The organism is Castellaniella sp., assembly GCF_049671645.1.
Lineage (GTDB): Bacteria > Pseudomonadota > Gammaproteobacteria > Burkholderiales > Burkholderiaceae_B > Castellaniella.
In genome coordinates this window covers 184,198-195,508 of record NZ_JBATVG010000014.1, presented here as the reverse complement: position 1 = coordinate 195,508, position 11,311 = coordinate 184,198, and the positions used below count along the sequence as shown (strand labels likewise).

Annotated in this window: 10 protein-coding genes; 5 read left to right on the top strand and 5 right to left on the bottom strand. The window is 64.8% G+C overall.

Features of this window, described 5'->3' with window-relative positions; genetic code table 11:
* Nucleotides 1-9: 9 nt before the first annotated feature.
* The 5 genes from WBG56_RS05525 (at nucleotide 10) to WBG56_RS05505 (ending at nucleotide 6,306) form a co-directional block, all read left to right on the top strand.
* Nucleotides 10-1,179 (top strand): ABC transporter substrate-binding protein, encoded by a 1,170-nt coding sequence (locus WBG56_RS05525; protein WP_424266066.1) that lies wholly within the window; start codon nucleotides 10-12, stop codon nucleotides 1,177-1,179.
* Between the two features lie 64 nt (nucleotides 1,180-1,243).
* Nucleotides 1,244-2,281: a branched-chain amino acid ABC transporter permease gene (locus WBG56_RS05520; RefSeq protein ID WP_424266064.1), complete on the top strand. Its 1,038-nt coding sequence runs from the start codon at nucleotides 1,244-1,246 to the stop codon at nucleotides 2,279-2,281.
* A gap of 4 nt (nucleotides 2,282-2,285) precedes the next feature.
* Nucleotides 2,286-4,130, top strand: a complete 1,845-nt coding sequence (locus tag WBG56_RS05515) for an ABC transporter permease subunit (RefSeq protein WP_424266062.1) — start codon at nucleotides 2,286-2,288, stop codon at nucleotides 4,128-4,130.
* Nucleotides 4,127-4,888 (top strand): ABC transporter ATP-binding protein, encoded by a 762-nt coding sequence (locus WBG56_RS05510; protein ID WP_424266060.1) that lies wholly within the window; start codon nucleotides 4,127-4,129, stop codon nucleotides 4,886-4,888. The genes WBG56_RS05515 and WBG56_RS05510 overlap by 4 nt, the downstream gene beginning before the upstream one ends.
* Before the next feature lie 215 nt (nucleotides 4,889-5,103).
* Complete coding sequence (locus WBG56_RS05505; protein ID WP_424266058.1) at nucleotides 5,104-6,306, top strand: ABC transporter substrate-binding protein; 1,203 nt, start codon at nucleotides 5,104-5,106, stop codon at nucleotides 6,304-6,306.
* A 148-nt stretch (nucleotides 6,307-6,454) separates the two neighbouring features.
* On the opposite strand, the gene WBG56_RS05500 is transcribed toward WBG56_RS05505, so the two are convergent.
* From WBG56_RS05500 to WBG56_RS05480, 5 genes are all read right to left on the bottom strand, one after another.
* Nucleotides 6,455-7,438: a branched-chain amino acid ABC transporter permease gene (locus WBG56_RS05500; RefSeq protein ID WP_424266056.1), complete on the bottom strand. Its 984-nt coding sequence runs from the start codon at nucleotides 7,436-7,438 to the stop codon at nucleotides 6,455-6,457.
* Nucleotides 7,435-8,322, bottom strand: coding sequence for a branched-chain amino acid ABC transporter permease (locus WBG56_RS05495; RefSeq protein ID WP_424266054.1), 888 nt, complete (start codon nucleotides 8,320-8,322; stop codon nucleotides 7,435-7,437). The genes WBG56_RS05500 and WBG56_RS05495 overlap by 4 nt, the downstream gene beginning before the upstream one ends.
* Nucleotides 8,323-8,410: 88 nt before the next feature.
* The gene (locus WBG56_RS05490) at nucleotides 8,411-9,622 is read right to left on the bottom strand and encodes an ABC transporter substrate-binding protein (protein WP_424266052.1); all 1,212 of its coding nucleotides are present in this window, start codon (nucleotides 9,620-9,622) and stop codon (nucleotides 8,411-8,413) included.
* Between the two features lie 54 nt (nucleotides 9,623-9,676).
* Entirely contained in the window at nucleotides 9,677-10,390 is a 714-nt protein-coding gene (locus WBG56_RS05485; RefSeq protein WP_424266050.1) for an ABC transporter ATP-binding protein, read from the bottom strand.
* On the bottom strand, nucleotides 10,387-11,169 hold the full coding sequence (locus WBG56_RS05480; protein WP_424266048.1) for an ABC transporter ATP-binding protein: 783 nt from the start codon (nucleotides 11,167-11,169) through the stop codon (nucleotides 10,387-10,389). Before WBG56_RS05480 ends, WBG56_RS05485 begins: the two co-directional genes overlap by 4 nt.
* Nucleotides 11,170-11,311: the final 142 nt, after the last annotated feature.

Genomic DNA, 11,311 nt, shown 5'->3' with positions numbered 1-11,311 from the left:
GAGACAACCATGAAATTCGCATGTTCCTTCCGGCTGACCCTGGGCGCCGCCGCCCTGCTGGCCGCCTTGCCCTTGACCGTGTCGGCCCAGATCAAGGTCGGCGTGACCGTCTCGGCCACCGGGCCGGCCGCGTCGCTGGGCATTCCGGAGCGCGATACCGTCGCGCTGCTGCCGACGCAGATCGGCGGCGAACAGGTCCAGTATATTGTTCTGGATGACGCCACCGACACCACGCAGGCGGTCAAGAACATCCGCAAATTCACGGCCGACGACCATGTCGACGTAGTGTTGGGGACCTCGGTCACGCCCGCTTCCCTGGCCATGTCGGACGTGGCGGCCGAAACCGGCACGCCCATGATCAGCGTGGCCGCGAACGCCAAACTGGTCGAGCCGGTGGATGGCCCGCGCAAATGGATCTTCAAGACGCCGCAGAATGATGCCCTGATGGCCAGCGCGCTGGCCGACGCCATGGTCAAGCAGAAGGTGAAGACCCTGGGCTTCATCGGCTTCAGCGATGCTTATGGGGACGGCTGGCTGCAGGAAATGAAGGCCGCCGCCCAAGCCAAGGGCATCAAGGTCGTGGCCGCCGAACGTTTCGCCCGCCCCGACACCAGCGTCACGGGCCAGGTGCTGAAGCTGCTGGCCGCCAAGCCGGACGGTATCCTGATCGCGGCCTCGGGCACGCCGGTGGCGCTGCCGCAGCGGGAACTGGTCGAACGCGGCTACAAGGGCCAGATCTACCAGACCCACGGCGCGGCCAATAACGACGTGCTGCGGGTGTGCGGCAAGGCCTGCGAAGGCATGATCCTGCCCGCTGGGCCTCTGCTGGTGGCTGCGCAGCTGCCCGACAGCAATCCGGTGAAAAAGAGCGCTCTGGTCTACGTGCATGCCTATGAAGGCAAATACGGCGTCGGAACCACCAATACCTTCGGCGGCCATATGTGGGATGCCGGCCGGCTGATCAACGATGCAATCCCGCGCGCGCTGAAGACCGGCGCGAAACCGGGCACGCCGGAATTCCGCTCGGCGCTGCGCGACGCCCTGGAACAGGTCAAGGAACTGCCGGCTTCCCAGGGGATCTTCACCATGAGCCCCACGGACCATGCAGGCCTGGACACGCGCGGCCGCGTCATGGTCAAGGTCGTCCAGGGCAAATGGACTTACCAGCCGGATCTGTAAGCATGACGCAAGGCGGTCTTGATCGCGCCGCAGGGCATGGGCGCGTCCACGGGGCGGGGCAGTCATGGATCTGACGATCGCGCTGATCCTGCTGCAGGATGGCATCCTGAACGGGGCCATCTACGCCTTGCTGGGACTGGCGCTGGTGCTGGTATTCCTGGTGACCCGGGTCATTCTGATTCCGCAGGGTGAATTCGTCACGTTCGGCGCCCTGTCGCTGGCCTTCCTGGCCAATGGCCGGGTGCCGGGCACCGCGTATCTGCTGGTGTTGCTGGGCGGGCTGGTCTGCCTGGCCGAAGCCGTGTCCGCCTGGCGCACGCATCAGTGGCGCGGCTATGGCCGCACCCTGGCGTGGGCGCTGATCCTGCCGCTGATCCTGCTGGCGCTGGCCCCCCGGGCGGCAGCCCAGGGGACGCCTTTGCTGCTGCAAGTGCTGTTCGCTCTGGCGCTGGTCATCCCCATGGGGCCGATGATCTATCGCCTGGTCTACCAGCCGGTGGAACAGGCCAGCGTGCTGGTGCTGCTGATCATTTCCGTCGCCGTGCATTTCGCCCTGACGGGCCTGGGCCTGCTGTTTTTCGGCGCCGAGGGCTGGCGCACCCCCGCGCTGGTCGAAGGCAGCGTGCAGATCGGCCCGGTGGCCTGGACAGCCCAGACCTTCGCGGTGCTGGGCCTGTGCGCCGTCCTGATCGCCGCCCTGTGGCTGTTCTTCAGTCGCACGCTATATGGCCGCGCCTTGCGGGCGACCGCGGTCAATCGCCGAGGCGCCCGGCTGGTGGGCATCAGCACGAGAGTCGCGGGCAGCCTGACCTTCACCCTGGCGGCTGCGATCGGCGCCTTGTCGGGCATGTTGATTGCCGCCATCACCACCATTTACTACGACACCGGCTTTCTGATCGGGCTGAAGGGCTTTGTCGCCGCCATTTTCGGCGGCCTGGTCAGCTACCCGGTTGCGGCGGCGGGCGCTTTGTTCGTCGGCATCCTGGAAGCCTTTTCTTCGTTCTGGGCCAGCCCCTTCAAGGAAGCGATCGTGTTCACCCTGATCATCCCCGTGCTGCTGTGGCGGTCGTTCGGCAGCGTGCAACTGGATGAGGAGGACTGAGTCGATGCGCCGTCTCTGGCTCAAGATCCTGGCCCTGGCCGTGCTGGCGCTGCTTCCCTGGATACCGGGCGTGCCCGCATTCTGGATCACGCAGATGAATTACATCGGGCTGTACAGCCTGGTCGTCCTGGGGCTGGTCCTGCTGACAGGGGTCGGGGGCTTGACCTCGTTCGGCCAGTCCGCCTTCGTCGGACTGGGCGCGTATTCCACCGCGTGGCTGTCGACGGCCCTGGGCGTATCGCCCTGGTGGGGTTTGCTGGCGGGCCTGGCGCTGACCTGTCTGGTGGCCTACGGATTGGGGGTCATCACCCTGCGCCTGTCCGGCCACTATCTGCCGTTGTGCACTCTGGCCTGGTGCCTAGCCCTGTATTACCTGTACGGCAATCTGGATTTCCTCGGGCGCTACGACGGCATTGCCGGCATTCCGCCGCTGATGCTGGGCAACTGGTCGCTGGCGGCCAGCGAATCCATGTATCTGTTGATCTGGCTGGTGCTGCTGCTGGCCTTGTGGGCCACGCATAATCTGCTGGATTCCCGCGCGGGACGCGCGATCCGCGCCCTGCGCAGCGGGTCCATGGCGGAATCGTTCGGTGTCGATCTGGCGCACTACAAGGTGGTGATCTTCGTCTATGCGGCCCTGCTGGGCAGCGTGTCGGGCTGGCTGTACGCGCACATGCAGCGGGCCGTCAGCCCCAGCCCCTTCGGCCTGGGGTATGGCATCGAATACCTGTTCATGGCGGTGGTGGGCGGCGCCGGCAGCGTCTGGGGCGCGGTGGCCGGGGCGGCCGCCATCCTGATCGTCAAGGATCAGTTGCAGGACCTGCTGCCGAAGCTGGTCGGCACGGGGGTGAACCTGGAACTGCTGGCCTTCGGGGTGCTGATGATCCTGGTGCTGCAGTACGCCCGCGACGGCCTGTGGCCGGTGCTGGCCCGGATCGGGCACTGGCTGGGCGGGCGGGTATCCGCCGGCGCGCCCGGTCGGCCGCCACGGAGCGCGGCGGCCGACCTGCCGCATCGGCCTTTGCCGCCCAGCGGGCAGATCGTGCTGGAAGTCGACCGGGTCCGCAAGGAATTCGGCGGACTGGTGGCGGTGAACGACATCAGCTTCCAGTTGCGGGCTGGGGAAATCATGGGGCTGATCGGCCCCAACGGCGCGGGCAAGAGCACGACCTTCAATCTGATCAGCGGGGTCTTGCCGCTCAGCGGCGGCCAGGTGCGGTTCATGGGCGAGCGCATCGATGGCCGTCCGGCCCACGATATCGCCCGGCGAGGCCTGGTGCGCAGCTTCCAGCACGTGCAGCTGCTGCCGGACATGACGGTGCTGGACAACGTCGCCTTGGGCGCGCACCTGCGCAGCCGCACCGGGGTGGTCGCGGCGGCATTGCGCCTGGATCGGGCCAGCGAGGCATCGTTGCTGCAGGAGGCCGCCCGCCAGTTGCAGCGAGTGGGACTGGGCGACGTCATGGATCTGCCCGCCGGCAGCCTGCCGCTGGGTCGGCAGCGTATCGTCGAGATCGCCCGCGCCCTGTGCGGGGATCCCATTTTGCTGCTGCTCGATGAGCCTGCCGCCGGCCTGCGCTATCAGGAAAAACAGGCCTTGTCGGCCGTGCTGGATCAGTTGCGCCGCGAGGGCATGAGCCTGTTGCTGGTGGAACACGATATGGATTTCGTCATGCGGCTGACCGATCATCTGCTGGTCATGGACTTCGGCACGCCCTTGGCTGAAGGCGTGCCGGCCGACATTCAAACCAATCCCGCCGTGCTGGAAGCCTACCTGGGCGGCCTCGATGATGATTGGGATCCCATCGCGCCGGCCTCCGCGCCTTTGTCTGCCGGAGTCGTGTCATGACGGCGGGCGAAGACGTGGTGTTGTCGGTTCAAGGCCTATCGGCTCATTATGGAAAGGTGGCCGCTCTGGACCCCCTGGACCTGACGGTGGGGCAGGGGCGGATCGTGACGGTGATCGGCGCCAACGGGGCCGGGAAATCCACCTTGCTCAATGCCCTGATGGGGGCCTTGCCGCAACGCGGCCACAGCCAGGGCCGGGTGCTGTTCCAGGGGCAGGCGATCCAGGACTGGGATATCGAACGCCGGGTCGGACTGGGCCTGACGCTGGTGCCCGAGCGGCGTGAGCTCTTTGCCAGCATGTCGGTTCACGACAATCTGCTGCTGGGCGGGTTCCGCCTGTACAGGGCCGGGGTGCGCGGGTGGCGGGATACCCTGGATCAGGTCTACGCCCTGTTCCCGCGCCTGCGCGAGCGGGCGGACCAGGCGGCCGGCACCCTGTCGGGCGGCGAGCGCCAGATGCTTGCGGTGGGCCGCGCCCTGATGGCTCGCCCGTCCCTGTTGATGCTGGACGAACCCAGCCTGGGTCTGGCGCCCCGCGTGGTGCGGGAAATCTTCCAGACCATCGCCCAGTTGCGCAGCACGGGCGTGTCCATCCTGCTGGTCGAACAGAACGCCCGGGCGGCCTTGCATGTGGCCGATACCGGCTACGTGCTGGAAACCGGCTCCGTCGTCCTGCAGGGCGACGCCGCCACGCTGGCCACCCACCCCCGAGTCATCGAAAGCTACCTGGGACTTGCCGGGACGCAGCAGAGTTCTTGAGAACTCTGTTGCGCCAGGCAAGTCCGAGCGGCATGCAGGCCGCGACGTGGAGAGCTGCAACGGCTTGAAGCGCTCCCGCGGCCCGCTCATGCAGGGTTCCATCGCATTGACACCTCCTCGCCCCGACGATACTCTCGAAAGGCAGCCCACGCCGGGGCCTTGGCGTCCCGCGCGCGCGACTTCGCAACACAAAACATAATCAACGGAGACACTCCATGAAGATGAAGAAGTTGTTGCTGTGCCTGGCTATTTCTGCGGCGATCCCTCAGTTTGCCGGCGCGGCGGAACCCTTGCGCATCGGGATTCTGAACGATCAATCGGGCCTGTATTCCGATTTTGGCGGGGTGACGTCGGTGACGGCGGCCCAGATGGCCGTGAAGGATTTCGGCGGGGAGGTCCTGGGCCGGAAGATCGAAGTGGTGTCCGCTGATCATCAGAACAAGACCGATATCGCGACGTCCATCGCCCGCAAGTGGTTCGATGTGGATCATGTCGAAATGATCGGCGATCTCACCAATTCCGCAGTGGCTTTGGCGGTGCAGGGCCTGGCTCAGGAAAAGGGCAAGATCACGATTGCGTCCGGCCCGTTTTCGGCGGCGCTGACGGGCAAGGCCTGCTCCCCCACGGGGTTCCACTGGGCGTTCGACACCTATGCGTCGTCGGTGGGAACGGCCACCGGGCTGGTCAAGGAAGGCGCCAAGAACTGGTTCATTCTGGGGGCCGACTATGCCTATGGCAAACAACTGGCGGCCGACCTGACCAAGGTCGTGGACAAGAACGGCGGCAAGGTGGTCGGCGAAGTCTTCCACCCGGTGGGCACGTCCGACTTCGCGTCCTTCCTGCTGCAGGCCCAGTCGTCCAAGGCGCAGGCCGTGGCGCTGGCCAATGCCGGGGCCGATACCAGCAACAGCATCAAGCAGGCAGCCGAATTCGGCCTGACCAAGGCCGGCCAGAAACTCGTGGCCCTGGGCATCGTGATCAGCGACGTGCATGCGTTGGGCCTGGAAAAGGCCCAGGGGCTGGTGGCGACCACGCCGTTCTACTGGGATCGCGATGACGCCAGCCGGAAATTTTCCGCGCGCTTTGAAAAACTGACCCAGCGCGAACCCGGCATGGTGCAGGCCAGCGTCTATTCGTCCACCCTGCATTACCTGAAGGCCGTCAAGGCCGCCGGGACGACGGATGGCAAGGCCGTGGCCGAAAAGATGCGTGAACTGCCGGTCAATGACTTCTTCGCCCACAACGGCGTCGTCCGCAAGGACGGCTGGATGGCCCACGACATGTACCTGGTCCAGGTGAAGACTCCGGCCGAATCCAAGGGCCCCTGGGATTACTACAAGATCCTGAGGACTTTGCCGGCCGATCTGGTGTCGGTGCCCTTGTCGGAAAGCGCCTGCCCCTTGGTCAAACAAGGTTGATCGATCCGGGGCGGGGAGCCCCGGCCCGACAATGCCGCAAAGAACTCCGGCCCGCCTATCAGGCGGGCCGGAGTTCTTTGCCCTTGGGTCGTCCCGAGACGAAAAGCGTCTTGGGGCCGGGCGGGCGGTGCGTGGAGCGCCCCCCTGTTCAGTCGGTGGCGCGGGCCTTGCGCAACGCGTGCCGGTGCAGCCATTCGCCGACGATGCCGCGGCGGAAGGTCAGCACGCAGATGACGAAGATCAGACCGATGACGATGGTGACGGATTCGCCCAGCACCCTGAACCACTGGATGCCGGTTTCCTGCATCAGGAAGCGCCCGATGTCGCCGACCTTGTTTTCCAGCGCCACGACGATGATGGCCCCCAGCACCGGCCCGGTCAGGGTGCCCATGCCGCCGATCAGCGTCATCAGGATCACCATGCCCGACATCTGCCAAGTGGCGTCCGACAGGGTGGCCGAGACGAACACCACGGATTTGGTGGCGCCCGCCAGCCCCGACAGGGCGGCGGACAACACGAAGGCCAGCAGCTTGAAACGATCGACGTGATAACCCAGGGACACCATGCGGGCTTCGTTTTCGCGGATGGCCTTCAGCGCCTGGCCGAAGGGCGAGTGCACCGTGCGCCAGATGAGCGCGTAGCCCAGCACGAAGATCGCCATCACCACATAGTACAGATTGATGTCCTGGTTCAGATCCAGGCCCAGGATGCTGCCGCGCGGGATGCCTTGCAGGCCGTCTTCGCCGCCTGTGAAGGGCGCCTGCAGGAAATAGAAGAACAGCATCTGCGCCAGCGCCAGGGTGATCATGGCGAAATAGATGCCGCTGCGCCGGATGGACAGGATCCCGAACACCAGGCCCAGCAAGGCGGCGCTGGCCGTGCCGACCAGCAGGCCGCTGAAGGTGGGCCAGCCCCAGACCGTCAGGGCCTGGCCGCAGGCGTAGCCCGCCAGCCCCAGGAAGGCCGCATGGCCGAAGGACAGCAGGCCGGTGTAGCCCAGCAGCAGATTGAAGGCGCAGGCGAACAGGGCATAGCACATGACCTTCATGATGAAGATCGGATAGGCGCCCAGTTCGGGTAGTGCCGCGATCACCACGATGGCGGCCAGATAGGCAAGCAGTTGTCGATTCATGATTCTTTCCCGAACAGCCCCGCCGGGCGCAGCAGCAGCACGATCACCATGATGATGAACACCACGGTGCTGGAGGCTTCCGGCCAGAAGACCTTGGTGAAGCCCTCGACGATGCCCAGCCCGAGGCCCGTGAGGATGGATCCCAGAATCGAGCCCATGCCGCCGATGACGACCACGGCGAACACCACGATGATCAGGTTGGAGCCCATCAGGGGGGACACCTGCAGGATGGGGGCTGCCAGCACGCCGGCGAAGGCCGCCAGGCCCACGCCCAGACCGAAGGTGAGCGAGATCATCAGCGGCACGTTGACGCCGAAGGCCTCGACCAGCTTGGCGTTTTCAGTGCCGGCGCGCAACAGGGCGCCCAGGTGGGTCTTTTCGATCAGGAACCAGGTCAGCAGGCAGGCCAGGACGGATGCCACGACGACCCAGGCGCGATAGATCGGCAGATACATGAAGCCCAGGTTGACGCCGCCGGAGAGCAGCGCGGGCGTGGAGTAAGGCTGACCGGAAACCCCATAGATGCTGCGGAACAGGCCTTCGATGATGAGCGCCAGGCCGAAGGTGAGCAGCAAGCCATATAGCGGGTCGAGCTTGTACAGGTGGCGCAGCAGCAGGCGTTCGAGCAGGATGCCGAACAGCCCCACGACGATGGGCGAGAGAATCAGCATCACCCAGTAATTCAGGCCCAGGTATTGCAGGCCCAGCCAGGCGACGAAGGCCCCCAGCATATAGAGCGCGCCATGGGTGAAATTGATGATGTTGAGCAGGCCGAAAATGATGGCCAGCCCGAGCGATAGGACGGCGTAGAAAGAGCCGTTGACCAGGCCTAGCAGCAATTGCCCGAGCAGGGCCTGGATGGGGACACCGAAAAGTTCTGTCATAGAGCCGCAGTGAAGGGGGATGACTGGAGCGCTGGATGAGCGCATGGCCCGGCCGTCGCGGCGGGGCCATGCGGATCAGGCGTCGAGATTAGCCCTTGAGCAGCGGGCAGGTGGAGGCGGATTCCGGGCCGTAGACCGATTCGGCCGGCAGGTCGCGGATGATGTTGTAGTAATCCCAGGGCGCTTTGGACTGGTCGGGGCGTTTCACCTGGGCCAGGTACATATCGTGCATGAACAGGCCGTCTTTGCGCACATAGCCGTCTTTCGCGAACATGTCGTTGATCTTGTGCGATTTCAGGTACTGCATGATGGTGTCGCCGTCATCGGTGCCTGTGGCCTTGACGGCCTGCAGGTAGTTCAGGGCGGCGGAATAATCGGCTGCCTGGACGAAGGACGGCGCGCGGTTGAGCTTGTCGAAGAATCGTTTGGCCCAGGCGCGGGACGCGTCAGACTGGTTCCAGTACCAGGGCGTGGTCAGGTACAGCCCCGCTGTATTGTCCAGGCCCAGTGAATGGACGTCGTTGATGAACACCAGCAGGCCGGCCAGTTTCATGGTCTTGGTGATGCCGAATTCCTTGGCGGCCTTGACCGAATTGATGAAGTCTCCGCCCGCGTTGGCCAGGCCCAGCACCTGGGCGCCCGAGCTTTGGGCCTGCAGCAGGAAGGATGAGAAATCGGTCGTGGACAAGGGGGCGCGGACCTCGCCCAGGACCTTGCCGCCATCCTTTTTCACGACGGCGGCAGTGTCTTGTTCCAGGGAGTGGCCGAAGGCGTAGTCGGCTGTCAGGAAGAACCAGGATTTGCCGCCTTCCCGGATCACGGCGGAGCCGGTGCCGTTGGCCAGCGCCGTGGTGTTGTAGGCGTAATGCACGGTATAGGGCGTGCATTTTGCGTTGGTCAGTTGGGAGGAGCCCGCGCCGATGGCGATGAAGGGCTTTTTCTTTTCGGCCGCGACGCCCGCCATGGCCAGCGCCGTGGCGGAATTGGTGCCGCCGATCAGCATGTCCATGTGCTCGGTGTCGAACCAGTCGCGGGCGCGGGCCGAGGCGATATCGGCCTTGTTCTGGTGGTCGGCGGTCAGCAGTTCGATTTTCTTCCCGTTGATCTCGCCACCCATGTCGGCGATGGCCATGCGAATGGCATCAGCCCCCCCGTTGCCGTCGACGTCGGCGTAGACCCCTGACATGTCGGTGATGAAACCGATGCGGATGACGTCGTCGGACATCCCGGCGGCGTGGGCGGAAAGGCCAAATCCCAGGCCGGCTACGGCGAGTGCGGCGGATAGGGTACGCAATTTCATGGGAAGACTCCTGAGGAAACCGGTTGTGCCGGTAGATGTCATGATGGATTCGTGTCAGACGCCCAACAGGCTGTCGAGCGTGGATTGTTTTTCTTGCAGCTGGGCAGCGGGGAATTCCTCGACGATCTGGCCGTGTTCCATGATGTAGAAGTGGTCAGCCAGCGGCGCGGCGAAACGGAAATTCTGCTCGACCATGACGATGGTGTAGCCCTTGGACTTCAGGGTTGTGATCATGCGGGCCAGCGCCTGCACGATGACGGGCGCCAGGCCTTCGGAAATTTCGTCGAGCAGCAGCAGATTGGCGCCGGTGCGCAGGATGCGCGCGACGGCCAGCATCTGCTGTTCGCCGCCGGACAGGCGGGTGCCCGGGGAATGGCGGCGTTCGAGCAGGTTGGGGAACATGTCGTAGATTTCGGCCAGCGACATGCCCCCGCCCAGGGTGTTGCCCACAGTCGGCGGCAGCAGCAGGTTTTCCTCGCAGGACAGCGAGGCGAAGATGCCGCGTTCTTCGGGACAGTAGCCGATGCCGAGGTGGGCGATGCGATAGGTGGGCAGGTGAATGGATTCGGTGCCCTGGATGCGGATGGAGCCCGTGCGCCGGCTGGTGAGCCCCAGCAGCGCCCGCAGCGTGGTGGTGCGTCCGGCGCCGTTGCGCCCCAGCAGGGTGACGACCTGGCCGGGTTCGACACGCATGTTGACCCCGTGCAGCACGTGGGATTCGCCGTACCACGCTTGCAGATTGGAGATTTCCAGTGCAGGGGCGCTCATGCCTGTGCTCCTTCGAGTTCGCCCTGGGTTGTGCCCATGTAGGCTTCCATGACGGCGGGGTTGTTCGAGACGGTGGCGTAGTCGCCTTCGGCGAGGACGGCGCCCCGGGCCAGGACCGTGATCCGATCCGCGATGGAGGACACGACTTTCATATTGTGTTCGACCATCAGGATGGTGCGCCCGACGCTGACCTGTTTGATGAGCTGGGTGACGCGGTTGACGTCTTCGTGGCCCATGCCCTGGGTGGGCTCGTCCAGCAGCATCAGGCTGGGTTCCATGGCCAGGGTGGTGGCGATTTCCAGGGCGCGTTTGCGGCCGTAGGGCAGGTTGACGGTGAGTACGCTGGCGAAATCGGCCAGGCCGACTTCGTCGAGCAGTTCCAGGGCGCGGGAATTCAGGTGATGCAGGCTGGTTTCGCTGCGCCAGAAGTGGAAGGACACTCCGGTGTTGCGCTGCAAGGCGATGCGCACGTTGTCCAGCACCGACAGTTGCGGGAATACGGCCGAGATCTGGAAGGACCGGATGATGCCCTTGCGGGCGATTTCGGCGGGGTTGTCGCGCGTGATTTCCTGGCCGTCAAAGAAGATCTGGCCCTGGGTGGGCGTCAGGAATTTGGTGAGCAGGTTGAAGCAGGTGGTCTTGCCGGCCCCGTTGGGGCCGATCAGGGCGTGGATGTGGCCGCGCTGGACCTTGAGGTTGACGGCATCGACGGCGACGAATCCCAGGAAGGTTTTGGTCAGATCGCGGGTTTCGAGGATGGTGGATTGTTCCGTGCCCATAGTGTCCGAGGAGTCCTGTGTGTCCTGTCGCAGTGCAGCGCCGTTTGGCGGAATGCTTGAAGTATGGGCCGGATCCGGACAGGCCTCCATAGGGGTTTCTCAGAGTTTCCCTAACGTCAATTAAAAATGCTGCAGTGCGGCG

Coding starts and splice junctions, on each gene's coding strand:
- WBG56_RS05495 (WP_424266054.1), bottom strand. CDS start 8,322: ATGACAGAACTTTTCGGTGTCCCCATCCAGGCCCTGCTCGGGCAATTG.
- WBG56_RS05480 (WP_424266048.1), bottom strand. CDS start 11,169: ATGGGCACGGAACAATCCACCATCCTCGAAACCCGCGATCTGACCAAA.
- WBG56_RS05500 (WP_424266056.1), bottom strand. CDS start 7,438: ATGAATCGACAACTGCTTGCCTATCTGGCCGCCATCGTGGTGATCGCG.
- WBG56_RS05520 (WP_424266064.1), top strand. CDS start 1,244: ATGGATCTGACGATCGCGCTGATCCTGCTGCAGGATGGCATCCTGAAC.
- WBG56_RS05515 (WP_424266062.1), top strand. CDS start 2,286: ATGCGCCGTCTCTGGCTCAAGATCCTGGCCCTGGCCGTGCTGGCGCTG.
- WBG56_RS05525 (WP_424266066.1), top strand. CDS start 10: ATGAAATTCGCATGTTCCTTCCGGCTGACCCTGGGCGCCGCCGCCCTG.
- WBG56_RS05510 (WP_424266060.1), top strand. CDS start 4,127: ATGACGGCGGGCGAAGACGTGGTGTTGTCGGTTCAAGGCCTATCGGCT.
- WBG56_RS05490 (WP_424266052.1), bottom strand. CDS start 9,622: ATGAAATTGCGTACCCTATCCGCCGCACTCGCCGTAGCCGGCCTGGGA.
- WBG56_RS05485 (WP_424266050.1), bottom strand. CDS start 10,390: ATGAGCGCCCCTGCACTGGAAATCTCCAATCTGCAAGCGTGGTACGGC.
- WBG56_RS05505 (WP_424266058.1), top strand. CDS start 5,104: ATGAAGATGAAGAAGTTGTTGCTGTGCCTGGCTATTTCTGCGGCGATC.